Source organism: Microterricola viridarii (genome assembly GCF_001542775.1).
GTDB classification, from domain to species: Bacteria; Actinomycetota; Actinomycetes; order Actinomycetales; family Microbacteriaceae; genus Microterricola; species Microterricola viridarii_A.
The window spans coordinates 261,902-286,410 of the sequence record NZ_CP014145.1 but is presented as its reverse complement, the minus strand read 5'-3'; the positions used below and the strand labels follow the sequence as shown (position 1 = coordinate 286,410).

Below are 24,509 nucleotides of genomic sequence, written 5' to 3'. Positions count from 1 at the left end.
TTCGGGTTCCCTTCGGGAGCGGGCAATGTCAGCCGCAACGTCTGGGTAAGAGACGCGTCGCATCGGCCGGGGTAAGCGGCCGCGCTGGGCCCCTTGGGTAAGAAGGGGCCCGCGACTGCGCGCGCCGGGCCGGGGTAAGTCGACACGGCGCGCAGGTTCACAACGCTACGAGCGATGCCGACGCGGCGTCAGCGTCCGTCGATTAAACCGTCAAGAGTTGACGGGAGTTTCACCCATTCGAGCAATGCTCATCACCTTGCGGCCGACGGTGCCTCGAGCAACGTTCGCCGAGTTCAGGCGGTCGGGGCGAGGATGCGCAGCTCTCTGCGTGAGCTCAGGCCCAGCTTGGGCAAGATATTGCGCATATGGAAGTTCACTGTCGTCACAGAGAGGAAGAGAGCCTCGGCGATCTCACGATTCGTGTGGCCGCGAGAGGCATGCTGGGCGATCTGGCGTTCGCGGGCAGTGAGCGCAGCGAAGGGGTCTGTCGGCACGGCGGAGCCATTGCCTCCCGCCCGCTCCAGCAGCGCCAGCGTGCGCTCGAGGTCCGGGGACGCACCCAGCCGGGTGAAGACCTCCGCGGCCTGGGACAGCTGCGCCGCGGCCCCGTCCGCGTCGCCCACCCGGAGCAGGAAACGCCCGAAGTCGGCGCGCGCCCTGGCCATCGGGAACGGGAAGAGCCCGGCCGCCGGATCGGCAACGGCCTGCTCGTACAGGGCTTTGGCGCGCTTCTGTCTGTCCGCGGCGTCCTCGATCCGAGCCTCCAGCCAGAGCGCCGAGCCATAGTGCGGCTGCCAGCGCGCGGTGGCGCGGAGGTCGGCGAGCGCGGTGCGCGCCTCGTCGACGCGCCCCAACGCTGCCAGCGCCTCGACCTTGTACGTCTTCCAGCCGTGCGTCGTGGAGACCATGCTGCGCAGCGCGGGATCGGAGCAGGCTCGCAGTTGCTCGACTGGATTGCCCGCCGCCCGGGCCAGCTCGGCGGCCGCCACGGCCGCCATCGACGATTCGTAGCTCTCGTGCCGACTGATCGTGGCCCGCTCGCCCGCCTCCAGCAGCGCGCCGACCGTGGCCGCACCGCCACGGGAGGCGGCGACCAACGCGGCCGTGAAGTGGGTGACCGGGCGCACCGTGAACGCCGTCACGTCCATGGCCAGGCTGAGCGCCGACTCCGCTCCGGCCTCTGAGGCCGCCCAATTGCCGAGCAGGTACTCCACGTGGCTCAGGATGACGCGCACGTGCCCGGCCGTCCAGGCGTGCGGGGCGCGCACCAGAACGGCCGAGGCGGCGAGCATGTCTGCGTGCACAGCGGGGACATCGCCGGACTGCATCTGCACGCCGGCCCGGGTGACGAGCGCGTCGACGAGCTCCGGGGACGCCTCCGCCTGCGCGATCAGCATGCTGAGCTCGCCGAAGGCCGCACGGAACGCCTCCATGTCGCCGGCCCGCGCCGCAGCCGTCATCGCCCAGCCGAGCAGACGCATACGCTGCCCGTCGCCCGTGTACATCCAGCGCAGGCGCGCACTGGCGGCATCCGTATCACCGGGGAGCACCGCGTCCACCAGTTCCCTGGCTCGTCGAACGAGGGCAGGGATCGGCTCGGTGTCGCCGGTCATCAATTGGAACTGGGCCTGGATGCCGGCGATGTGGGCGGCCAGGATGCGCCCCTGGGCCGTGCCCGGCACGTCCGCCTGGCCGAGCGCGTCCTCCGCAGCGGCCAGGGCGTCCGGGATCCGGCCGGCGACGGCCAGCATCTCCACGGCGATCGCCGTCGTCAGCGCGCCGGCCGGCAGCGCCTCGGTCTGCGGCATCAGATCGAGGATGAGCTGTTGCCGCCGGAAGCGCATCGCCAGCAGGGCAATCTCGATCAGGACCTCATCGTGCTCTCGGCCCTCGTCGTACAGGCCGAGGATGCTGCGCAGGTAGCCGATCGCCTCGTCGGCCTGGGCGGGGCTGGCGACGGCGCGGGCAATGTCCTGCACCCGGGCGAGCAGCGCGTCGTCGACGGCGGATGCCGCGGCCAGGCTGTGCCGCAGCCCGCGCCGACCACCCAACACCTCGCCGGCCGCCCGGTGGATCGCCAGGGTCTCGTCGGCGCTCAGCCGTTTCGCCACGGCGTGCCCGAGGAGTTCGTGCCTGGGCTGCACCCAGAGCTCGCCATGCCACCGGGAGTGCGTCACCAAGCCGGCGGCCTCCGCCGCGTCCGGGTCGGCCTCCAGTCCGAGCGAACACGCGATCTCGAGCACGACGCGCTCCTCAACCGGGTCGCGGAGCACCGCACAGATCCGCCCGAAGTTGCTGGCCGCGACGGGCGCGGCGGCCGCCACGCGGGCAAAAGGGTTGCGAGCGGCGTCAATGACCGGGATGGGTGCTTCCCAAATGTCGGCCTCGGCGTTCACGGCCCCCGACTCGCGGCCGAGCGCCAAAGCGGCGTTCAACAACGCGGGGAACCGCCCGTTGCCTCGCGCAGGGCCCTGGCACTGCGCTGGGAGACGCCGCGATGCACCTGCCGGGCAGCCACGGCGCGCACCTGCTCGGTGCTGAGGGGTTCCAGGCGCAGCTCTGCGTGCTGGTCTGACCGGCCGACGAAACCGCCCACCAGGTCGACGAGGGCGTTGGGCTCCCCCATGGGGCGGCTGGCGACAGCCACGAAGAAGCGTCCCTCGATCAGCCGTTGCACCGCAAAGCGCAGGGCGATCGCCGACTGCGGGTCGATCCATTGTGCGTCGTCGATGGCCAGGAAGACCGGCGTGCGCACCCGATCGAGTGCGTCCAGGAGCAGGGCGCCCATCCGCTGCGGGTTCGCCGCGACATCCGGCTCCTGCTCGATGGGCCTGCGCTGGCTGAGTTGCCGGAGCAGCCGCTCGGCTGCCGCGAAGGGCATCCCGGCCTCGTAGGCGTCCGCCTTGAAGTAGAACGCCTTCCAGCCGCTGTCGACCGGAAGAATTGCGCGCAGCAGCTGCGATTTGCCCATGCCACTCAGCCCGGTGACCAGCAGGGTGCCGCTGTTCCCCGCTGCGATCAGGCCCTGTGCGAGCTCTCGTTCGGCCGCGCGCTCATCGTGGTCGACTCCGTTGTCTCGCATGCTCGCCTTCCCCGTGGTTCCGAGGAACGCTCCGTTACCGTCTGCCTGTCCGGACTCTATCGCACTCGGCAGCCCCACTACACCGGTCGGTACACCCCGTCCACGCCGAGCCTTTCGGCCGTGGACGGGGCCATGCCCACTACTTCCCCTCGACCGCCATGATGTCCGGGGCTTCCAGGCGCACGTGGTCGGCGGACGCGTCGTCTGGTTGCTCCTGCGAGGCCCGTTCGGCCGCCACCCGCTTCAGGTAGTTCGCCACCTCGAGCTGTTCGAGTTCCTCATCCCAACCGAGCACGCCGGCCATCAGCTTCGCAGCGACGGGCGCGGCCGAGACGCCGCGGTCCCAGGCCTCGATCGAGATCCGGGTGCGGCGGGCGAGCACGTCCTCCAGGTGCAGCGCCCCCTCGTGCGAGGCCGCGTAGACGACCTCGGCACCGAGGTAGTCGTCGGCCCCCGGCAGGGGCTCGCCGAGGGAGGGATCCGACTTGATCAGGTCGAGCAGCTCATCTGTCAGCGTGCCGTAACGGTTGAGCAGGTGCTCGATGCGCACCTTGTGCACGCCGAAGGCTTGCGCGATGCGGCCGCGCTTGTTCCACGCCGCCTGGTAGCCCTCTGCGCCGAGCAACGGGATGTCCTGCGTCGTCGACGGTGGGATGCGGCCATCCAGCGCGTCGACCGCAGCGTCGATGGCGTCCTTGGCCATCACCCGGTACGTGGTCCACTTGCCGCCGGCAATCACGACGAGCCCCGGCACGGTGTGCGCGACAAGGTGCTCACGGGAGAGCTTGGAGGTCTGCTCGCTCTCGCCGGCCAGCAGCGGCCGCAGACCGGCGTAGACGCCCTCGACGTCCTCCCGGGTGAGCTGGATCGACAGCACCTTGTTGACGTGCTCGAGCAGGTAGTCGATGTCGGCCGCGGTCGCGGCCGGGTGCGCCTTGTCCAGGTTCCAGTCCGTGTCGGTGGTGCCGATCAGCCAGTGCCTGCCCCACGGGATCACGAACAGCACGCTCTTCTCGGTGCGCAGCAGCAGGCCCATCGCCGATTGGAAGCGGTCGCGCGGAACCACGAGGTGGATGCCCTTGGAGGCCCGCACCTTGAAAGTGCCCCGCTCCCCCACCATGCGCTGGGTGTCATCCGTCCACACGCCGGTCGCGTTGACGACCTGCTTGGCGCGCACCTCGAACTTCTCGCCGGTCTGCAGGTCGTGCGCCTGCACGCCGACCACCCGCTGGCCGACCTTGATAAAGCCCTCGACCCGCACCCGGGAGGCCGCGTGCGCGCCGTAGAAGGAGGCGGTGCGCACCAGCGACGACACGTAGCGCGCGTCGTCGACCTGAGCGTCGTAGTAGGTGATGCCGCCGACCAGGGCGTCGTGCGAGAGAGACGGGATGAGCCGCTCCACCTGCCGCTTGCTCAGGTGGCGGTGGTGCGGCACCCCGGGCGGGCGGCCGCCCGTGTAGCTGAAGATGTCGTAGAGCAGCATGCCGGCGCCAACATAGGCACGCTCAATCACCCGCTTCTTCAGCGGGTAGAGGAAGCGCACCGGCTTCACCAGATGCGGGGCAATACGCTGCAGCAGCAGCCCGCGCTCGATCAGCGCCTCCCGCACCAACCGGAAGTCAAGTTGCTCGAGGTACCGGATGCCGCCGTGCACCAGCTTCGAGGAGCGGCTGGACGTTCCCGACGCCCAGTCGCGCTCCTCCAAGATCCCGACGCTGAGGCCTCGGGTGACGGCGTCCAGCGCCGACCCGGCCCCGACGATGCCACCCCCGACCACCAGGATGTCCAGCTCTTTGTCTTTGAGCCGGGCGAGGGCGGCCGCCCTCTCCTCCGGTCCGAGCTTGCTCGAACGCGTCACGCTGTTGCGCTGGGCCATCATTGCCTCCCGAGGTACGTGGTACTGACGGACTGCCGAAGCTGGAGTTGCTGGTGGTGCTGGTCGTGCTGGTCGTGCTGGTGGTGCTCTCTTGTGAGGCTAGTTGCCCTGGTACGGGGCCACAACAACCTCGACCCGCTGGAACTCCTTGAGGTCGGAGTATCCGGTGGTCGCCATCGAGCGACGCAGTGCGCCGACGAGGTTGGCCGTGCCCTCGGCCACGGGGGCCGGGCCGTAAAGGATCTCCTCGAGCGGGGCGACCGTGCCGACGTGCACGCGGTTGCCGCGGGGAAGCTTGGCGTGGTGCGCCTCTGCACCCCAGTGGTATCCGCCGCCGGGTGCGTCGGTGGCACGGGCCAGCGCGGCGCCGAGCATGACGGCATCCGCGCCGCAGGCGATCGCCTTGACGATGTCGCCGGAGGTGCCGAGGCCGCCGTCGGCGATCACGTGCACGTAGCGGCCGCCGGACTCGTCCATGTAGTCGCGGCGAGCGCCGGCGACGTCAGAGACGGCGGTGGCCATCGGCGCGTGGATGCCGAGCGAGGCGCGCGTGGTCGAGGCCGCGCCGCCGCCGAAGCCGACGAGCACGCCGGCCGCGCCGGTGCGCATGAGGTGCAGGGCCGCCGTGTAGGTGGCCGCGCCGCCGACGATGACGGGCACGTCGAGCTCGTAGATGAACTTCTTCAGGTTCAGCGGCTCCTGGTTCTTGGAGACGTGCTCGGCCGAGACGGTCGTGCCGCGGATGACGAAGAGGTCGACGCCTGCGGCGACGACGGTGCTGTAAAACTCCTGGGTGCGCTGCGGCGAGAGGGCGGCGGCGACGGGCACACCGGCGGCACGCACCTCGGCGATGCGGGCGGTGATGAGCTCTGGCTTGATCGGGGCGGAGTAGATCTCCTGCATCCGGGCGGTCGCCTTGGCGTCGCTCAGGCCGCGGATCTCAGCCAGCAGGGGCTCCGGGTTCTCGTAGCGGGTCCAGAGGCCCTCGAGGTCGAGCACGCCGAGGCCGCCGAGCTGGCCCATCATGATGGCGGTCTGCGGCGAGACCACGGAGTCCATCGGCGCCGCGAGGAACGGGATGTCGAACTGGTAGGCGTCGATCGCCCAGCTCACCGAGACGTCCTCTGGGTCGCGGGTGCGCCGCGAGGGCACAATCGCGATGTCATCAAATGCGTACACACGACGTGCCCGCTTGGACCGGCCGATTTCAATCTCCATGCTCACGAGTCCAGCCTACCTAACGTCACCGACGGGCGACCACGGATGCCGCAAACGCTGCTCGAGGTCTCGACAGGCTCGACCAGCGGACTCCCGCTTCAGCGCGAGCGCACCACTCGAGCCTCCGTCCACACCGGCTCGTCCGACTCGTACACGGCACCGTCGGAGCCGAACACCAGGTAACGGTCGAAGCCCCTGGCGAACCAGCGGTCGTGGGTCACGGCGAGCACCGTGCCGTCGAAGCGGGTGAGCGCGTCCTCCAAGGCCTCCGCCGACACCAGGTCCAGGTTGTCGGTCGGCTCGTCGAGCAGCAGCAGCGTGGCGCCCGAGAGCTCCAGCAACAGGATTTGCAGGCGGGCCTGCTGGCCGCCGGAGAGCGACTCGAACTTCTGCTCGGCCGCCGCGACCAGCCCGTAGCGGTCCAGCGCCCCGCTGGCCGCCTCGCGCGGCATCCCGTTGCGGTGACTGTCGCCCTTGTGCAGGATGTCGAGCAACGTGCGCCCGGTGAGCTCCGGGTGCTCGTGCACCTGCGCGAACCAGCCAGGCACGACGCGGGCGCCGAGCACGGCCCTGCCGGTGTGCGGCACGGGGGCGAGCGTCTGGCCGATCGCCGTCACGTGACCGAGGGTGGAATCTGGCTCGGTCCCGCCGCGGGCGAGCAGGCGCAGGAAATGCGATTTGCCCGACCCGTTCGAGCCGAGCACCGCAACACGGTCGCCGTACCAAATCTCGAGGTCGAACGGCTTCATCAAGCCGCTCAGTTCCAGCTGCTCGTTCACGACCGCGCGCTTGCCGGTGCGCGCACCCCGCAGCTGCATCTTCACCGCCTGCGCCGGCGGCCTCTCCTCCGGCGGGCCGGCATCCTCGAAGCGCCTCAGCCGGGTCTGTGCCGCCTGATAGCGCGACGCCAAGCCGTCGTTGTAAGTCGCCTTGGTCTTCAACGTCTGCACCAGGGTCCTCAACGCCTGCCGCTGCTCGTCCCATCGGCGGCGCAGTTCGTCGAGCCGCTCGAATCGGGCGTCGCGCGCCTCGTGGTAGCCCTCGAAGCTTCCACCGTGCACCCAGGCAGTGTTGCCGGCCGCGCCCAGCTCGATCGTGACGATGCGGTCGGCGGCGCGCGCCAGCAGCTCGCGGTCGTGCGAGACCAGCAGCACCGTCTTCTGCGTCTCGCGCAGCTGCTGCTCAAGCCAGCGCTTGCCCGGCACATCGAGGTAATTGTCCGGCTCGTCGAGCAGCAGCACCTGCTCCGGCCCGCGCAGCAGCGCCTCCAGCGCGAGGCGCTTCTGCTCGCCGCCGGAGAGCGTGTCGAGCTCGCGCCAGCGCGCCCGCTCGAACGGCAGACCGAGTGCGGCCATGGTGCAGTGGTCCCAGACTGTCTCCTGCTCGTAGCCGCCCGCATCGGCGTACTCGGCGAGCGCGGTGGCGTAGCGCATCTGGCTGGCCGTGTCGTCGTTCTCCATGATGGCGAGTTCGGATGCCTCCAGCTCCAGCGCGGCGGCTCGCACCCTGGCGGGGGCGACCGCGACCAGCAGGCTGGCGACGGCCGTGCCGGTCTCGAGCGCCCCGTGCCCGATGAACTGGTCCATCACGCCGAGGCCGCCGTCGATGGCAATGCTGCCATCGTCGGGGCGCAGCTCGCCCCGGATGATGCGCAGCAGCGTCGACTTGCCCGCGCCGTTCGCGCCGATCAGCGCCGTCGTCGTGCCCTCCCCACGCGGAAGGCGACGTCGGCGAGCAGCGGGCGGCCGTCCGGCAGACTGAATGAGACGCCGTTGACGTCGATGTACCCCATGATGAACTCCAGGTCGGTGGCCGCAGCGTGCGACGCCACCGATTGGGCAGCCGACCAGCATATGGGTTGCGCCCGCCGCGCGCCAGCCGCGTCCGGCGCAGCCCGTGCCGGCGCCGGCCTCTGGCGCCCGCGGCATCCGCGCGCCATGCTGATGGCATGTCGAATGTTGCCGCCGATTCCCTGGACCTCCTGCGCACACGCACCAGCGCGAAGTGGGCGCACTTCCCCGCCGACGTGCTGCCGCTGCCCGTCGCTGAGATGGACTTCCCACTCGCCGAGCCGATCGCGGCGGCCCTGCACGACGCGGTCCGCCGCTCAGACACCGGTTACGCCGCCAGCAGCCGCCCGCAGGCCGAGGCGTTCGCCGGCTTCGCCGCCCGGCGCTTCGACTGGGCCGTCGACCCCGGCCGGGTCACCAGCACGGCCGACGTGTCGATGGGCATCGTCGAGGCGCTCCGCCAGGCGGTGCAGCCGGGCGATGGGGTGATCATCACTCCGCCGATCTACCCGCCGTTCTTCGATCTGGCGCCGGAGGCGGGGGCCCGCATCGTGGAAGTGCCGTTGGCTGGCGGCATCGACGAGGGCTGGTCGCTCGACCTCGCCGGCATCGAGCAGGCCTTCGCAGACGGCGCCCGCGCCATGGTGCTCTGCAACCCGCACAACCCGGTCGGGCTCTGCCACCCGGTCGAGACGCTGCGGGAGCTCGCCGAGATCGCGGCCAGGCACAATGCGACGATCGTCAGCGACGAGATCCACGGCGCCCTCACCCTGGGCGAGGTGCCGTACGTGCCGTTCCTCTCGGTGTCGGATGCCGCCCGCGAGCACGGGGTCGCGGTCACCAGCGCCAGCAAGGCATTCAACCTGGCCGGGCTGAAGTGCGCGCTCATCGTCACGGCGAGTGAGCGCGGCGACGCCCTGCGAGCGGCCATGCCCTACGAGGTGGAGTGGCGCACCAGCATCTTCGGTCAGATCGCCGCGATTGCGGCGTTCAGCGCGGGCGACGACTGGCTGGACGGCGTGCGCGGCAGCCTGGACGAGAACCGCCGGCTGCTCGCGAGCCTGCTCGAGGAGCAGCTGCCCGGCACCCGCTACCGTGTGCCGGATGCCACCTTCCTCGCCTGGCTCGACCTCTCGAGCCTCGGTTGGGGTGACGACCCGGCCGGACGCGCGCTCGAGGTTGCCAAGGTGGCCCTCACGCCCGGCATCAGCTTCGGCGCCGAGGCGGGGCGCGGGCATGCCCGGTTGAACTTCGCCTGCTCACCCGAGGTACTGCACGAGGCCGTTGCGCGCATCGCGGCGGCCCGCTAGCCGCCGCGAGGAATAGCCGCCGCTACGATCCGCCAGCCACCCGGATGGTGGTGCCCGTGATGAAGCCGGCGCCCGGCCCGAACAGCCAGCCGACCAGCGGCGCGACGTCCTCGACCTCGCCGGCACGGCCGAGCGGCACCCGGGAGGCGACCCGTTCCGGGCGGCCGGCGTCACCGGCATCCGCGTGGATGTCGGTGCGGATCGTGCCCGGCGCAACGCCGACAACACGGATGCCCTCTGGCCCGACCTCCTTCGCCAGCCCGAGCGTCAAAGCGTCGACGCCGGCCTTCGCGGCGGCGTAGTGCACGTACTCGCCCGGTGAGCCGAGCGTCGCCGCGCCGGACGAGATGTTGACGATCACGCCGCCCGCCCCGCCGAACCGGGTCGACATCAGCCGCACCGCCTGCCTGGCGCACAGCACGGCCGCCGTCAGGTTGAGATCGATGACCGCCCGCACGGTCTCGGCCGGGGTGTCGGCGAGCGAGCCGATGTGCATGGTGGCGCCGGCGTTGTTGACGAGGCCGTCTACCCGCCCGAAGCGCTCCAGCGCCGCGTCGAAGAGCCGCACGATGTCGGCCTCGACGGTCACGTCGGCCTGCACGATCTCGCACCGCGCGCCGCCGGAGCGCAGCTCGGCCTGCAGCAGGGCCGCGGCGGGCGTATCGCTGCGGTAAGCGAGCACGAGGTCGTGCCCGGATGCCGCCAGCTCCCGTGCGATGGCCGCGCCGATGCCGCGGGTGCCTCCCGTGATGACGATGGCTGAACGACTCATGGATCCATTGTGCCCGTGAACGCAGAAGACCCGCCTCCGGTGAGGAGACGGGCCTTCTGCGGACCACTGGGATCCCGCAAATTTGTTGCGCTGTAGAGGCTGCCGCGGCACGCCCTCGACGCTGGCGCGTCTGCGGGCTACGGCTGCCGCCTTGCTAGAGGAAGCGCGTCGCGGCTTCGCCGCGCCGCGCTGACCTCTAGCGCGTGTAGTTCGGGGCCTCGACCACGATCTGCACGTCGTGCGGGTGCGACTCTTTGAGGCCGGCCGGCGTGATCCGCACGAACTTGCCCTTGTTCTTCAGCTCCACGATCGTGCGTGCACCGACGTAGAACATCGTCTGGCGCAGTCCGCCGATGAGCTGGTACGCGACGGCGGCGAGCGGGCCGCGGAACGGCACCTGGCCTTCGATGCCCTCAGGAATCAGCTTGTCGTCGTTGGGAACGTCGGCCTGGAAGTAGCGGTCCTTCGAGTACGAGGTCTTCTGGCCGCGGGTCTGCAGCGCGCCGAGCGAGCCCATTCCGCGGTAGGCCTTGAACTGCTTGCCGTTCTGGAAGACCAGCTCGCCGGGGCTCTCGGCGGTGCCGGCGAGCAGCGAGCCGAGCATGACGGTGTCGGCACCGGCGACGAGCGCCTTGCCGATGTCGCCCGAGTACTGCAGGCCGCCGTCGGCGATCAACGGCACGCCGGCCGGCTTGGTGGCCTTGGACGCCTCGTAGACGGCCGTCACCTGGGGCACACCGACACCGGCGACGATGCGCGTGGTGCAGATGGAGCCCGGTCCGACGCCGACCTTGACCGCGTCCGCGCCCGCGTCGACGAGCGCCTGGGCGCCCTCGCGGGTCGCGACGTTGCCGCCGATGACGTCAATGTGGGCGAAGCTCGGGTCGGCCTTGAGCCGGCGGATGATGTCGAGCACGCCGGCGCTCTCGCCGTTGGCGGTGTCGACGACGAGCACGTCAACGCCGGCGTCGCGCAGAGCCTCTGCACGCTCCCAGGCGTCACCGAAGAAGCCCATGGCTGCGCCGACCCGCAGGCGGCCCTCGGCGTCCTTGGTCGCGTTCGGGTACTGCTCGGACTTGTCGAAGTCCTTCACGGTGATGAGGCCGGTGAGGTGTCCCTCGTCGTCGACCAGGGGCAGCTTCTCCACCTTGTGCTTCGCGAAGATCGCGAGGGCCTCGTCCGGGTTCATCCCGACGTGGCCGGTGATCAGCGGCATCCGGGTCATGACCTCGGCGACCGTGGTGGTGGCCTTGTCCGCGTCGATGACGAAGCGCATGTCGCGGTTCGAGATGATTCCGACGAGCTTGCCCTCCGCGTCGATGACCGGCAGGCCGCTCACCCGGTAGGTGGCGCACACGGCGTCGACCTCAGCGACCGTGGCCTCCGGCGTCGTCGTGACGGGGTTCGAGACCATACCGGACTCGCTGCGCTTCACCCGGTCGACCATGTCAGCCTGGTCGGCGATCGACAGGTTGCGGTGCAGGATGCCGATGCCGCCCTGGCGGGCCATGGCAACCGCCATGCGCGTCTCGGTCACGGTGTCCATCGCCGCTGACAGCAACGGTGTGGCCACGTTGATGCGGCGCGTCAGGCGCGATGTCGTGTCGGCCTCGCTGGGGATCACATCCGTATGACCGGGAAGAAGCAGAACGTCGTCGTAGGTAAGTCCAGTGAATCCGAACGGATCTGCCTGATCCATCTCTCCCCTTTGCGTGTAGGAAATTATTGGTCTGCGCCGGCGGGTGCCTGACGCGTTGTCTGCCGAGAACTCGTGGCTCTCGTATCCATCAATGTTAAGCGAGTTTGCTGGGCGAGCATTCCGCACATCACAATCGCATGCCGAATACGCGACGAGACGGGGCAGTTACGACATAATCAGCACTACCGTCGACGGCGTTGTCGATGGAAAAGGCCCGGAGCCGCGCGAGTTCGCTCGCTGGCATCCCATGGAGGTGCAGTGATTTCCAGTGAATCCGCTCATAAAAGGTCGCCCGTCCGCTTAGCGGCGCTGGCCTTGATGCTCCTCACCGCGCTCGCGCTCACGCTGTTCACCGGCGGAGCAGCACACGCCGATGACGTCGACACGGATAAGTACGACTTCATCCTCGCGGGGAATGTGACGTTCAACGGCAAACCGCTCGATGCCGTCCTCATCACCGTGACGGGACCGGGCACCAACACTGAGGTGAAGACCGGTGCCGACGGCAAGTGGCGGGTCGGCGTCCCGGAGAAGGCCACCTACACGGTGAAACTGGATGAGGACACCCTCCCCAAGGGCGTGGTTGTCGCCAAGGGCGGCAACCCGTTGACGGCCGAGTTCGGGCTGACCCAGACGAAGTCGGTCAACTTCTTCCTCGGCGAGGGCACCCGCACGACCGTCTCGCTGTTTGACCAGCTCATCAACAGGGTGGTCAATGGCCTGAACTTCGGTCTGCTGCTGGCCCTCGCCGCGATCGGCCTCTCGCTCATCTACGGCACGACGGGCCTCAGCAACTTCGCCCACGCGGAGCTGATCACCTTCGGCGCGCTGATGACGCTCACGTTCTCGGTGACGCTCGCCCTGCCGGTGTGGCTCGCCATCCTGATCGCGCTGGTCCTGAGCGCGGCTCTCGGGTGGGTCTTGGATGCCGGCCTCTGGAAACCGCTGCGCAAACGCGGGGTCGGCGTCATCCAGCTCATGATCGTGAGCATCGGCCTCGCCCTGGCGATGCGCTACACCTACCAATTCTTCTATGGCGGGTCAACCAGGCAGCTGCCAGGGGCCTCACCGACCGACCTGCAGCTCGGCCCGCTCTCGCTGTCGTGGATCGACCTGACCAGCATGGGCATCAGCGTCGTCGTGCTGCTCGGCGTCGCCTACTTCCTGCTGCGCACCCGGATCGGCAAGGCGACCCGCGCCGTCTCCGACAACCCGAGCCTGGCCTCGGCGAGCGGCATCGACGTCGACCACGTCATCCGCATCGTCTGGGTGCTCGGCTCGACCCTCGCCGGCCTGAGCGGCATCCTGTGGGCGTACTTCCGCCCCGGGGTCAGCTGGGACATGGGCTTCCAGATCCTGCTGCTCGTGTTCGCGGCCGTGGTGCTCGGCGGTCTCGGCACCGCGTTCGGAGCCCTCGTCGGCTCGATCATCGTCGGCCTGTTCGTCGAGCTGTCCACGCTCGTGATCCCGCCGGACATGAAGTATGTCGGGGCACTCGTCGTGCTCATCGTCGTGTTGTTGATTCGGCCACAGGGAATCCTGGGCCGCAAAGAGAGAATCGGCTAGGAGGGCCTCGCAATGATCGACTGGGGACTCATCTTCTCTAATGCGGCGGTCGAGCTGATCAGCCCGACCACGGCCGCCTACGCGCTGGCCGCGCTCGGCCTGGCCATCCACTTCGGCTACACCGGCCTGCTGAACTTCGGACAGGCCGGGTTCATGGCGCTCGGTGCCTACGGCTACGCCATCTCAATCCTCACCTTCGGCTTCCCGGTCTGGGGAGCAGTGCTGGTCGGCATCGGGGCGTCCGTGGTGTTCGCGCTGATCCTGGGTGTGCCGACGCTGCGACTGCGAGCCGACTACCTCGCCATCGTCACGATCGCGGCGGCCGAGATCGTGCGGTTGCTGTTCACCACGAACACGTTCGTCGCCGTGACCGGCTCGGCCAATGGGCTCAGCGAGTACAAGGACAGCTTCCGCGCGCTGAACCCACTGCACTTCGAGGGCATAGCCGGCTTCGGACCGTGGCAGCACACGGCCGATGACTGGTGGGTGATCATCGCCGCGTGGAGCGTCGTGGCGCTCGCCTGCGTGTTCACCTGGCTGCTCATGCGCAGCCCGTGGGGCCGCGTGCTCAAGGGCATCCGTGAAGACGAGGATGCTGTGCGCGCTCTCGGCAAGAACGTGTACTCCTACAAGATGCAGAGCCTCATCCTCGGTGGTGTGTTCGGCACCCTCGCCGGCATGATCTTCATCATGCCGCGCGCGGTGATCCCCGCCCACTATGCGACGTCGCTCACCTTCTTCATCTACGCGATCCTGCTGCTCGGCGGGGCCGCGACGATCCTCGGACCCATCGTCGGGTCGATGCTGTTCTGGGTGCTGCTCTCGTTCTTCTCCGGTTTCGTCGCCCGCGCCGTTGACGCCGGCTGGCTGCCGATCTCCCAGGTGCAGGGCGGCCAGCTGCGCTTCATCCTGGTCGGCGTCGCCATCATGTTGATCGTCATATTCAGGCCGCAGGGCCTGCTCGGCAACAAGAAGGAGCTGGCTTTTGTCAAGTAACTCGACCCCCAGCTCCCGGCCGGTCAAGTCGGTTGACCTGCACATCGGCGACGCGGTTCCCGGGTGCCGCAAGAACGACCCCATCCTCATCGCGGACGGCGTGCGGCGCACCTTCGGCGGCCTCACCGCCGTCGACGTCGAGCACGTCGAGATCCCGCGCGGTGCGATCACGGCGCTGATTGGTCCGAACGGGGCCGGTAAGACGACGTTCTTCAACCTGCTCACCGGTTTTGACAAGCCGGATGCCGGCAGCTGGACGTTCAACGACAAGCCGCTCGCGCACGTCCCCGCCTTCCGGGTGGCGCGCATGGGACTGATCCGCACCTTCCAGCTCACCAAATCGCTCGCCTTGCTCAGCGTGATGGACAACATGAAGCTCGGTGCGACCGGCCAGATCGGCGAGTACATGTTCCGCGCACTGTTCCCGTTCCTCTGGCGCAAACAGGATCAGCAGATTGAGGCGAAGGCGCTCGAGCTGCTCACCCGGTTCAAGCTCGACGAGAAGCGGACCGACTACGCCGCCAGCCTTTCCGGCGGCCAGCGCAAACTGCTCGAGATGGCCAGGGCCCTGATGAGCGACCCGACCCTGGTGATGCTCGATGAGCCGATGGCCGGTGTGAACCCGGCGCTCACCCAGTCTCTGCTCGACCACATCCTCGGTCTCAAGGAGCAGGGGATGACGGTGCTCTTCGTCGAACACGACATGCACATGGTGCGGCACATCGCCGACTGGGTGATCGTGATGGCAGAGGGCCGCGTCGTGGCAGAGGGCGACCCGAAGACGGTGATGCAGAACCCGGCCGTGATCGACGCCTATCTGGGCCAACACCACGACAGCGACCTCGGCAGCAGCGACAGCGGCCACGTCGAAGCCATTAAGGAGCTCCTCGATGACGAACAGTAGCCCTGGCACCATCCCGGCGGGGCAGCCGGAACCCGACACCCGCGAGCTCGTCGTCGACGTGCGCGGCGTGACGGCCGGATACCTGCCCGGCATCAACATCCTCACGGACTGCTCCCTCAGCGCCCGCCAGGGCGAGCTGATCGGCATCATCGGGCCGAACGGAGCGGGCAAGTCCACGCTGCTCAAAGCGATCTTCGGCCTGGTCAAGGTGCGCGAGGGCGGCATCTATCTGCACGGCGAGGAGATCACGAACCTCAAGGCCAACAAGTTGGTCGGCAAGGGCGTCGGATTCGTGCCGCAGACGAACAACGTCTTCCCGACGCTGACCATCCAGGAGAACCTCGAGATGGGGATCTACCAGAAGCCGAAGGGGCTGGCAGAGCGGTTGGAGTTTGTCACGGCGATCTTCCCGGAGCTGGGCAAGCGGCTCGGGCAGCGCGCCGGCTCGCTCTCCGGCGGCGAGCGCCAGATGGTGGCCATGTCGCGCGCGCTGATGATGGGCCCGCACGTGCTGCTGCTCGACGAGCCGAGCGCCGGCCTCTCCCCCGTGCGCCAGGACGAGGCCTTCCTCCGGGTCAAAGAGATCAACAAGGCAGGCGTCACCACGATCATGGTCGAGCAGAACGCCCGCCGCTGCCTGCAGATCTGCGACCGCGGCTACGTGCTCGACCACGGCAAGGACGCCTACACCGGCACCGGCCGCGAGCTGCTGAACGACCCCAAGGTGATCGGCCTCTACCTCGGCACCCTCGGCCAGGACGACGAGTAGCGCGGGCCCTGCCCCCACCTTCTGCGCCCTGCGCCACATCATGTGGCGCAGGGCGCATCCCGTGGCGCTGAGCGGGCGCGGGCGGATACCGCAGCGAGTTGTGCTGTCTAGCGCCGCACGACGGGCTGCTGCAGCTCCGTCACCCAGTTCTGCTCCGGCTCGGGCTGCGCGACGACGTAGCGCTCACGGCACACCCCGGCGAGCTCGTAGCCGTTGGCGTCGATCCACTCGTCCAGGGCCTGCCAGGTGTCGCCGATCCGTGCCATCTCGCCGTAGTGCACGAGCGTGGCGGCCAGCTCGACCGCGGGCAGCTGCTGCACGCTGAAGCCGTCGGCGTCGGCGTCGGCGACGTCGCCGTCCACGGCGAACGCGGCGCTGGCGCGGACGCTCTCGCCGTCCGGGGCGTCCTCGATCGCCTCGTAGCTCGCGAACGCTTCACCGCGCGGCGGGCTGCCCGCCGCGGTGAGCGCGGTGCGTAGCCGGTCAAACAGCGGGCCGATGACGGGGCTGATGTTCTCGGGGCCGAAGCCGGGGGCAACGGCGGTCGCCAGCGCGACGCGAACGGCGGGCAGCGCGCGTAGTTCCACGGCCGCGCGGCCGGCATCCTGGTTCGCCTGTGATGCTCCAGACATGGTTGTTCCTCCTTCTGATGTGCGGAGACGCGCCTCGATCCGGCCCAGTCGTGCGATGTCGAGCTCGATCTGCCGTGCCAGCTCGGCACGGCGCTCCACGAGCAGCGCCCGATAGCCGTCGTCGCTGACAGTGCCGTGCACGATCGCGGCGACATCCTCCAGCTTGAAGCCCAACTCCTTCACCGCGACCAGACGGCCGAGCTCGGCGAACTGGGCGCCGGAGTAGGAACGGTAGCCAGAGAAGGGGTCCACGCGGGCGGGCACGAGCAGGCCGATCTCGTCGTAGTGCCTGAGCATGCGCACAGACACCCGACCGATCGATGCGAATTCTCCGATGGTGTACATGATGTCTCCACGATCTGCCCTCACACCGTGTGAGAGTCAAGGACCTGTGCACGATACCCGGCGCCGCCCGCACAACACAGCACGGAGGGCCCCGGCCGAAGCCGGGGCCCTCCGCCTGCTAGGAGTCGTCGGTGAGGACTAGTTGAGTCGCTTCGACGGCATGTTGCTTGCGTCGTACTGGTAGATGCCGATCGTCGCCTGGGTCGGGTCGCCGTTCGCATCGAAGGTGATCGGGCCGGAGTAGCCGTCGTAGTCGATCTGCTTGCCATCCTTGAGCAGGGCGACGCCCTCCTCGAAGGTGGTCACCTTCGTGCCGTCGCCCGTGCCGCCAGAGATCTGGCGGAGGTAGTCGGCGATCGACTTACCCGTCGTGTCGTCGGCCGCATAGGCCGCCAGCGCGAAGAGCACGATGTTGTCGTACGACTCGGGCGCGTAGGTGAAGTCGGTCAGCGTCGGGTCAACCGTCAGCAGGCGGTCGGTGAAGTCACCGAGCTTGGTGAGGTCGAGGCCGGGCTTGGTGCCCTTGGCCCCCGTGATGAGACCGGCCGCGAAGTCGGCGCTGTAGTCGACGAGGTTGCCGTCCACCAGGTACAGCTTGTCGCCGGGGAAACCGCCACCGACCAGCTCGGGGATGATGATCTTGCTCTGGTCGAAGGTGATCAGGGCGATCGCATCCGGGTTCTGAGCCGTCACGTCGCTGATCTGCGTCGTGAAGTTGGTGTCACCCGTGTTGAAGCTCGACTCGGCGACAACCTTGCCACCGCTGGCCTCGAAGTTCTTCTTCGTGGTGTCAGCGAGGCCGGTGCCATACGCGTCGTTCTGGTAGATGATGCCGAGGGTGCTGTTGCCGTCCTCTGCGATGAGGTTGCCGAGCACCTCGCCCTGCAGCACGTCAGACGGCGCCGTACGCCAGTACAGGCCGTTGTCGGCGATGTTGCTAAGGTCGAGGCCCGTGTTGGACGGCGACATCAGCACGACGCCGGCGCTGGTGACCTGCCCGTAGACGTTGCGGGTCTGGGCGGATGCCGCAGCGCCGGAGATCGCGGAAACGCCCTGCGAGAGCAGGTCGGTGACCGATCCCGTTGCGACGTCGACGGTGGTGTCACCCTCGTCGCGCACGATCAGGTCGAGCTTGATGCCGAGGTTGGCGGCATTGATGTCATCGACGGCGAGCTTCGCGGCAGCGATCTGGGGCGGGCCGAGGAACGCGAGTGAGCCGCTCTGCGGAACCAGCTGCCCCACCTTCAGAGTGAGGTCGCGGTCACCTGCCTTGATGGGCAGCGCCTCGCCGGCATCTGCGCTGGGAGTCTCTGACCCCCCGGGCGATGCGGAGGATTCGGGGCTGGCTCCGCTGCTGCATCCGGTGAGCACCAGTGCGCTGACGCCGACGATGGCGACCCCGCTCAGCATGGCCCGGACAGAGCGTGAGACCGAGGCCTTCACTATTACACTCATGGTGCTCCTTGGCTCGATTGAACACTGTTGAGGCAGCCTCAGCGACTGCCGTTGAGTCACAGTATTGGCCGTCGCGCACCGATACAAGGTTTTTGTGGCCACATCGTTGCGCGCGGTGTCAAATCGTTACATCTGCCGGGCGTGCCGGAATGAGCGAGCAGGCGCCTCTGCCTGCGGCGGTTCAGACCAGTTCGGGAACGCTGCGGCGCGTGGCGCGCGTGCTGACCATGCCATCGACCATCAGGATGATGAGCGCCAACCAGACCAGCGAGAAGCCGATCCAGCGCGCGTCCGACATCGTCTCGTGCAAGATCAGCACGCCGACGAGGAACTGGATGACGGGCGCGAAGTACTGAATGAAGCCCAAGACCACCAAAGGCAGGCGCCGGGAGGCCGCGGCGAAGAACAGCAGCGGGATGGCGGTGATGACTCCGAGGCCCACGAGCAGCAGCGAGTGCACCGGGCTGACGGTGCCGAACGTGATGCCCGTCGTCAGGCCGACGATGATGAGCTGGATGACGGCAACGGGCAGCAGCCAGAGCGTCTCCATGCTGAGCCCCGCCACTGCGTCCACGGCGTGGCCGACCCGCTTCTTGATGAAACCGTAGAACCCGAACGAGAAGGCCAGCGTGAGGGCGATCCAGGGCACGCTGCCGGCGCTGATCGCCAGCACCAGCACAGCCACCAGACTGATCCCGACGGCCGTCCACTGTGCCGGGCGCAGCTTCTCACGCAGGAAGAAGACGCCGAGGAACACGGTGACGATCGGGTTGATGAAGTAGCCCAGTGCGGCCTCGACGACCTGGCCGCTCAGCGCGCTGTAGACGTAGGTCTGCCAGTTGATGTAGATCAGCGCACCGGCGAGCGCCATGGTGAGCGAGATCCGGGGCCGCTTGAGCAGGGCGAGGAACGGCCGATAACGGCGGGTGACGGCGAGCAGCACCGCACAGAAGACAAGCGAGAACACGATGCGCCAGGCGACGACCTCGAAGGCCCCGCTCGGCGCCAGGGCGATGAAGTAGAGCGGGAGGAAGCCCCACAGAAGATAGGCGGATGCGGCGTAGATCAGGCCGGCGCGGCCATTGCCGCTGGCGACATCCGACACCGACGCGGTCGAGGCGGACGGCGATTCGTGGGGAGCTGGCACCTCGGAAGTCTACGCCTGCATACAGTGCACACTGCGACCCTCACGTACCCGAGTGCACGGGGCCCCGACGACGAAAGACCCGGACGGCACGAGGCCATCCGGGTCTTTCGGGAAACGCTGGTATTCAGCGAGGGAGGTGCTTAGCGCACGACCACCGCGAGCACGTCGCGAGCCGACAGCACGAGGAAGTCCTCGCCGCCGAACTTCACTTCGGTTCCACCGTACTTGGAGTAGAGCACCTTGTCGCCGACAGCAACGTCGAGCGGGACGCGGTTGCCGTTGTCGTCGATGCGGCCGGGGCCCACAGCCACAACCTCGCCCTCCTGGGGCTTCTCCTTGGCGGTGTCAGGGATGACGAGGCCAGAGGCAGTGACCTGCTCTGCCTCAACCTGCTTGATGACAATGCGATCCTCGAGCGGCTTGATGCTGACCGACACGGTTGACCTCTTTCTAGAAAAGACTAAGGAATTAGCACACTCACACCGAGAGTGCTAAGTCGAGTTTAGGGCTTGGCTGGCACTCGTGCAACGTGAGTGCCAGACAATTGCGCTGGAATCGTGCGCGTTCGCCAACAGCGTGCAGCCGACGACGGCGGATGCCGGGCTCGGCGGGCCGCCACAGAATTCGCGTGCCCGCTGCGGTGTTAGCGTGGCCATATGGAACGCAGTGAGCTCGTCGCCCTCCTCTCCCCCGAGGGGCTGCGGCTGCTCGACTCGCTGCCGGAATGGGATTCCTCCGCGGATGTCGTGCGCACCGTCGCCGCGCTCCGCAAGGAGGGGCACCCGCCGGAGCTCGTCGCCGCAGTGCTCAGCCAGGCGAAGCTCCGCGCCAAGGCGGCCGGCAAATTCGGCGAGTTCGCCCGCACCATGCTTTTCACTGAGGCCGGCCTCGAGCAGGCGACCCGGCTGAGGGTCGCCGCCCTGCACGCCGGCCGCTTCGCCGGCGCCGGGGTGCAGCATGTGGCCGACCTCGGCTGCGGCATCGGCGGCGACGCCCTTGCCATGGCCGCCCTCGAGTTGCGGGTGACCGCCGCGGACGCCGACGAGGTGACGGCCACGCTGGCCTCCTTCAACCTGGCGCCGTTCCCCCGGGCCACCGTGCTGCACGCCAGGGCAGAGGAGGTCGACCTCGACGGCTTGGCCGACGGTCCGGCCGACGGCGTTTACCTGGACCCGGCCCGGCGCAGCGCCGGGCATGCCAACACCTCCCGGCTGACCCGGCCTGAGGACTACACGCCGTCGTTGGACTTCGCCTTCGGCCTCGGCCAGCGGATGCCGACCGGCGTGAAGCTCGGACCCGGATTCGACCGTGAGCTGATCCCGACCGACGCCGAGGCGCAGTGGGTGTCTGTCGACGGCGCCCTCGTCGAGATGGGGCTGTGGTTCGGCGCGCTGGCCCGCCCCGGCGTGCGGCGCAGTGCGCTGCTTCTCGGCAGGGCCGGCAGCCACGAGCTCACCGCGGAGGCGGACAGCGCCGACGCAGAGGTCGGCGCGCTCGGCGCCTACCTGTACGAGCCGGACGGGGCCGTCATCCGGGCCCGCCTGATCGGCGACCTGGCCCGCTCCCTCGACGCGAGGATGCTGAGCGACGGCATCGCCTACCTGACCGCGGATACCGCGACTGAGACCCCGTTCGCGACGTGCTTCCGCGTGCTCGAGCAGCTGCCGAACGACGAGAAGAAGCTCAAGGCGGCGCTGGCGACCCGGGGCATCGGCACGCTGGAGATCAAGAAGCGCGGCATCGACGTCGACCCGGCCAGCCTGCGCACCCGGCTGAAGCTGAAGGGCAGCGGCTCGGCCACGATCGTGCTGACCCGCGCCGCGGGCAAACACGTCACTCTGCTGGTCGAGCGCGTCTGAGCCCGCCGCGATACCGCACGCCAGAGTGCGTGCGGTATCGACGCCGTGAGGCTCTTAGTAGGAGTACCCCGGGCTGTTCACGGCAACCGTCGTAAAGATCGCGATCAACGCGATCGTGAGGATGATGCCGAGGACCAGACCGATGTAGCCGATGACGAGGCCGGCGATCGCCATGCCGCGGCCGTTCTCGCCGGACTTCTTGATCTGGCTGAGCGCGATGTGGCCGAAGATGATGCCGACCAGGAACGTGATACCGGTGAAGAATCCGACGACGGATGCCACCAGCGACACGATCGCGAACGTGTTCGTCTTCGGTGCGCCGCCCGGCTGGCCGTAGTTGGCGGGAGCGCCGTACTGCGGTGCACCGTACTGCGGCGCTGCCGGGGCGGCGTACTGCGGGGCCGGGGGCACCGCGGGGGCGCCATACGGCGGGGCAGGCGGGGCCTGGGGCGCACCGTAGTTCGGGGCAGGCGGGACCGGCGGGGCAGCGGGAGCTTCGGGGGCGGTGAAGTCCGGGTTCACGGGCGGTGTCGGCTCGTTCGGCGGGACTGGGGGCTGGTTCTGGTCGGTCATGGTGGAGCCCTTCTGGTCAGCGGTGCGGGCCTTGTGCAGCCTCACGGTCACCGTGGCACTTGCTCGCATCGCGCAGCGCGGCCCTCGGTATCCAACCGCACCTGACGATGCACTAGCAAGCCTATCGCCGAAGATTCCCGTCCCGCAGAGTTCCCAGCCAGTGCGCGGCGCATCCTGCTCGCCCGGGGCTCGGCCGGCGGGGAACTTCTGTGGCCCTGGAGCTCAGTGCACCTGGATGTCGGTCACGGGCAGAGTGGAGTCGGCACCGAAGTCCAGCGAGCTCGGCTCATTGCCCGCCATGATCAGCTGCGCCCCGAGGGCGGCGATCATCGCGCCGTTGTCGGTGCAGAGGCTGAGCGGGGGAATGCGCAGTTCGATCCCGGCCGCGGCGCACCGTTCCGCCGCGAGCTCGCGCACCCGCGCGTTTGCCACGACGCCACCACCGAGCAGCAGTCGGGGCACGCCGTGGTCGGCGCAGGCCGCGATCGCTTTGCCGAGCAGCACGTCAACGACGGCCTCGCGGAAACTCGCCGCGACGTCGGCGACGGGCACCTCTTCGCCGGCATCCTGTGCCTTCTCAACCCAGCGCGCGACGGCGGTCTTCAAACCAGAGAAGCTGAAGTCGTAGCGGTGCTTGGCCATGTCTTTCGGCAGGGTGAGCCCGCGCGGGAACCGGATCGCCTTCGGGTTGCCCTGAGCCGCGAGACGGTCGATGTGCGGCCCACCCGGGTAGGGCAGGCCGAGCACACGGGCGACCTTGTCGAAGGCCTCCCCCGCTGCGTCATCGATGGTTTCGCCGAGCAGTTCGACGTCACCGGTCAGGTCGCGCACCAGCAGCAGCGAGGTGTGCCCGCCCGAGACCAGCAGCGCGATCGTCGGGTACTGCAGCGGCTCGGAGGCCCCGTCCTGCCCGGTGGCGAGCACATCGGCGCCGACGTGGCCGACCAGGTGATTCACGGCGTAGATCGGCTTGTCCAGCGCGATGGCCAGCGCCTTCGCGGCGCCGACGCCCACCATCAGCGCGCCGGCCAGGCCGGGGCCGCTGGTCACGGCGACGGCGTCGATCTCGTCGAGGCGGATGCCGGCCTCGTCCAGCGCGGCGGTGATCGCCGGGCTCATCTCCTCAAGGTGGGCTCGCGCGGCCACCTCCGGCACGACGCCGCCGTAGCGGGCGTGCTCGTCCATCGAGGACGCGATGACGTTGGCCAGCAGTGTCGTGCCGCGCACGATGCCGATGCCGGTCTCGTCACAGCTGGTCTCGATGCCGAGCACGAGGGGGTCGGTGCGGTTCAGCATGCTGCTCACGAGTGGGTCTCCAGCGGGGTGGGGTCGGTGGTGCCAGTGTTGTCGGTGGTGCCGGTGTGATCGGTGGTGCCAGCCAGGCCGGCCTGCGGCGCGGGGATCGCGAGCCGCATCACGATGGCGTCGACGTTGTCGGGCTTGTAGTAGCCGCGGCGCACTCCGAGCTCCTCGAAGCCGAGCGACGTGTACAGGTGGATGGCACCGGGGTTGTCTGCGCGCACCTCGAGGAACACCTCACGGGCGCCACGGGCCCTGGCCTCGTCGATGAGGCGCAGCATGAGCACTCGGCCGAGGCCGCGGCCCTGCGCGGCGGTCGTCACCGCGATGGTCTGGATGTCGGCCTCCGGCGCCCCGCGCGGAGACAGCAGCCCGGCATAGGCCTCGATCGACTCCGGGGCGTCGGGTGGGAACGCCACTAGGTAGTAGCAGTGCGGGTCGGCGACGTCGCGGGCCATGGCATCCGTGGACCAGGCGTCGGTCGGAAACATCGCGTTCTCGATCGCCATGATCGCGGGCACATCGGCCGGGCCGGCCCGGCGCAGCTGCCAGGTCACCGGGTGACCCGCTTGGGGCCGTTGGACGGGGTCACGTCGGGCGAGCGCAGGTAGAGCGGCTCGTCGGCGGCGAAGGGGCGGCGCGCCGCGAAGGTCAACTCGGCGACCATGCCGAGGGCGCCGGCGGAGATCTCGGTGGCGTCCAGACGCTCGAAGGGTGCGTCGAAGACCCTGGCTTCGACCTCTGCGGGCAGGGCGTCGGGCTTGGCCAGGCCCGGGCCGTCCAGCCGCACCGGCAGGCCGAGCTCGTCGACGCCGGAGTAGGCGCTCCAGTACACCTCGCGGCGGCGGGCATCGGTGACCACGAGCAGCGGGGCGGTGCGTGCCGAGCCCGTGGCGCCGCCGAAGTGGGCGAAGGCGACGGCGTCGTGGCTGACGACCGGAACCAGGGGCCGGCCGAGTGCGAGCGCGAAGGTGCGGGCGGCGGCGATGCCGACGCGCAGCCCGGTGAAAGGGCCGGGCCCCATCCCGGCGACGACGCCGGAGAGCGCGCTGCGTGCGACCCCGGATTCGGCGAGCACCGCCTCGATCATCCCGCCGATGACCTCGGCGTGGCGCATGGTGTCGGCCACACCGCGTTCCGCGATGACCCCGCGGTCACGGTCGACGATGGCGACGCTTGTTCCGGCGGAGGTGTCGATCGCGAGAAGCATCCCCCCA

The 24,509-nt window shown here is 69.0% G+C and carries 20 protein-coding genes and 1 pseudogene; 6 read left to right on the top strand and 15 right to left on the bottom strand.

What is annotated here, in order from left to right:
• Positions 1–293 precede the first annotated feature (293 nt).
• From AWU67_RS01310 to AWU67_RS01290, 5 genes and pseudogenes are all read right to left on the bottom strand, one after another.
• Positions 294–2,435, bottom strand: a complete 2,142-nt coding sequence (locus AWU67_RS01310; protein WP_129586603.1) for a helix-turn-helix transcriptional regulator — start codon at positions 2,433–2,435, stop codon at positions 294–296.
• Positions 2,432–3,082, bottom strand: a complete 651-nt coding sequence (locus AWU67_RS01305; protein ID WP_067225720.1) for an ATP-binding protein — start codon at positions 3,080–3,082, stop codon at positions 2,432–2,434. Before AWU67_RS01305 ends, AWU67_RS01310 begins: the two co-directional genes overlap by 4 nt.
• Before the next feature lie 139 nt (positions 3,083–3,221).
• Complete coding sequence (locus tag AWU67_RS01300) at positions 3,222–4,961, bottom strand: glycerol-3-phosphate dehydrogenase/oxidase (RefSeq protein ID WP_199922327.1); 1,740 nt, start codon at positions 4,959–4,961, stop codon at positions 3,222–3,224.
• 96 nt (positions 4,962–5,057) lie between these two features.
• Positions 5,058–6,176 carry a GuaB3 family IMP dehydrogenase-related protein gene (locus AWU67_RS01295; RefSeq protein WP_067225718.1) on the bottom strand — a complete coding sequence of 373 codons (1,119 nt, stop codon included), beginning with the start codon at positions 6,174–6,176 and terminating at the stop codon, positions 5,058–5,060.
• Between the two features lie 98 nt (positions 6,177–6,274).
• Positions 6,275–7,968: pseudogene (locus tag AWU67_RS01290) on the bottom strand (ABC-F family ATP-binding cassette domain-containing protein).
• A gap of 156 nt (positions 7,969–8,124) precedes the next feature.
• Between AWU67_RS01290 and AWU67_RS01285 the strand changes: the two are divergent.
• Positions 8,125–9,276: a MalY/PatB family protein gene (locus AWU67_RS01285; RefSeq protein WP_067225716.1), complete on the top strand. Its 1,152-nt coding sequence runs from the start codon at positions 8,125–8,127 to the stop codon at positions 9,274–9,276.
• Between the two features lie 22 nt (positions 9,277–9,298).
• On the opposite strand, the gene AWU67_RS01280 is transcribed toward AWU67_RS01285, so the two are convergent.
• Both AWU67_RS01280 and guaB read right to left on the bottom strand, forming a co-directional pair.
• On the bottom strand, positions 9,299–10,048 hold the full coding sequence (locus tag AWU67_RS01280) for an SDR family NAD(P)-dependent oxidoreductase (protein ID WP_067225713.1): 750 nt from the start codon (positions 10,046–10,048) through the stop codon (positions 9,299–9,301).
• A 196-nt stretch (positions 10,049–10,244) separates the two neighbouring features.
• The gene (guaB, locus tag AWU67_RS01275; protein ID WP_067225711.1) at positions 10,245–11,747 is read right to left on the bottom strand and encodes an IMP dehydrogenase; all 1,503 of its coding nucleotides are present in this window, start codon (positions 11,745–11,747) and stop codon (positions 10,245–10,247) included.
• Positions 11,748–12,065: 318 nt separating this feature from the next.
• Between guaB and AWU67_RS01270 the strand changes: the two genes are divergently transcribed.
• Genes AWU67_RS01270 through AWU67_RS01255 form a run of 4 tightly spaced genes read left to right on the top strand, consistent with a single transcriptional unit; the run spans position 12,066 to position 15,982 of the window.
• The gene (locus AWU67_RS01270; protein WP_067225709.1) at positions 12,066–13,313 is read left to right on the top strand and encodes a branched-chain amino acid ABC transporter permease; all 1,248 of its coding nucleotides are present in this window, start codon (positions 12,066–12,068) and stop codon (positions 13,311–13,313) included.
• Between the two features lie 15 nt (positions 13,314–13,328).
• Positions 13,329–14,309 carry a branched-chain amino acid ABC transporter permease gene (locus AWU67_RS01265; protein WP_067231859.1) on the top strand — a complete coding sequence of 327 codons (981 nt, stop codon included), beginning with the start codon at positions 13,329–13,331 and terminating at the stop codon, positions 14,307–14,309.
• Positions 14,299–15,213 (top strand): ABC transporter ATP-binding protein, encoded by a 915-nt coding sequence (locus tag AWU67_RS01260; protein ID WP_067225707.1) that lies wholly within the window; start codon positions 14,299–14,301, stop codon positions 15,211–15,213. The genes AWU67_RS01265 and AWU67_RS01260 overlap by 11 nt, the downstream gene beginning before the upstream one ends.
• Positions 15,200–15,982 carry an ABC transporter ATP-binding protein gene (locus AWU67_RS01255; protein WP_067225706.1) on the top strand — a complete coding sequence of 261 codons (783 nt, stop codon included), beginning with the start codon at positions 15,200–15,202 and terminating at the stop codon, positions 15,980–15,982. Before AWU67_RS01260 ends, AWU67_RS01255 begins: the two co-directional genes overlap by 14 nt.
• Before the next feature lie 107 nt (positions 15,983–16,089).
• Here AWU67_RS01255 and AWU67_RS01250 read toward each other — a convergent pair whose 3' ends face one another.
• From AWU67_RS01250 to groES, 4 genes are all read right to left on the bottom strand, one after another.
• Positions 16,090–16,959, bottom strand: coding sequence for a MerR family transcriptional regulator (locus AWU67_RS01250; RefSeq protein ID WP_067225703.1), 870 nt, complete (start codon positions 16,957–16,959; stop codon positions 16,090–16,092).
• Between the two features lie 138 nt (positions 16,960–17,097).
• Positions 17,098–18,414 carry an ABC transporter substrate-binding protein gene (locus tag AWU67_RS01245; RefSeq protein ID WP_067225702.1) on the bottom strand — a complete coding sequence of 439 codons (1,317 nt, stop codon included), beginning with the start codon at positions 18,412–18,414 and terminating at the stop codon, positions 17,098–17,100.
• Positions 18,415–18,595: 181 nt separating this feature from the next.
• Complete coding sequence (gene rarD / locus AWU67_RS01240; RefSeq protein WP_067225700.1) at positions 18,596–19,519, bottom strand: EamA family transporter RarD; 924 nt, start codon at positions 19,517–19,519, stop codon at positions 18,596–18,598.
• Positions 19,520–19,701: 182 nt separating this feature from the next.
• The gene (groES, locus tag AWU67_RS01235) at positions 19,702–19,998 is read right to left on the bottom strand and encodes a co-chaperone GroES (protein ID WP_047405484.1); all 297 of its coding nucleotides are present in this window, start codon (positions 19,996–19,998) and stop codon (positions 19,702–19,704) included.
• A gap of 219 nt (positions 19,999–20,217) precedes the next feature.
• Between groES and AWU67_RS01230 the strand changes: the two genes are divergently transcribed.
• Positions 20,218–21,420, top strand: a complete 1,203-nt coding sequence (locus tag AWU67_RS01230; protein WP_067225698.1) for a class I SAM-dependent methyltransferase — start codon at positions 20,218–20,220, stop codon at positions 21,418–21,420.
• 54 nt (positions 21,421–21,474) lie between these two features.
• On the opposite strand, the gene AWU67_RS01225 is transcribed toward AWU67_RS01230, so the two are convergent.
• The 4 genes from AWU67_RS01225 to tsaB all read right to left on the bottom strand — a co-directional run bounded on the left by AWU67_RS01225 (position 21,475) and on the right by tsaB (position 24,502).
• Positions 21,475–22,044: a DUF4190 domain-containing protein gene (locus AWU67_RS01225; protein ID WP_067225696.1), complete on the bottom strand. Its 570-nt coding sequence runs from the start codon at positions 22,042–22,044 to the stop codon at positions 21,475–21,477.
• Positions 22,045–22,215: 171 nt separating this feature from the next.
• Positions 22,216–23,289 (bottom strand): tRNA (adenosine(37)-N6)-threonylcarbamoyltransferase complex transferase subunit TsaD, encoded by a 1,074-nt coding sequence (gene tsaD / locus AWU67_RS01220; protein ID WP_067231856.1) that lies wholly within the window; start codon positions 23,287–23,289, stop codon positions 22,216–22,218.
• Positions 23,290–23,294: 5 nt separating this feature from the next.
• Complete coding sequence (gene rimI, locus AWU67_RS01215) at positions 23,295–23,849, bottom strand: ribosomal protein S18-alanine N-acetyltransferase (protein ID WP_234407311.1); 555 nt, start codon at positions 23,847–23,849, stop codon at positions 23,295–23,297.
• Positions 23,846–24,502, bottom strand: a complete 657-nt coding sequence (gene tsaB, locus AWU67_RS01210; RefSeq protein WP_067225694.1) for a tRNA (adenosine(37)-N6)-threonylcarbamoyltransferase complex dimerization subunit type 1 TsaB — start codon at positions 24,500–24,502, stop codon at positions 23,846–23,848. The genes rimI and tsaB overlap by 4 nt, the downstream gene beginning before the upstream one ends.
• Positions 24,503–24,509: the final 7 nt, after the last annotated feature.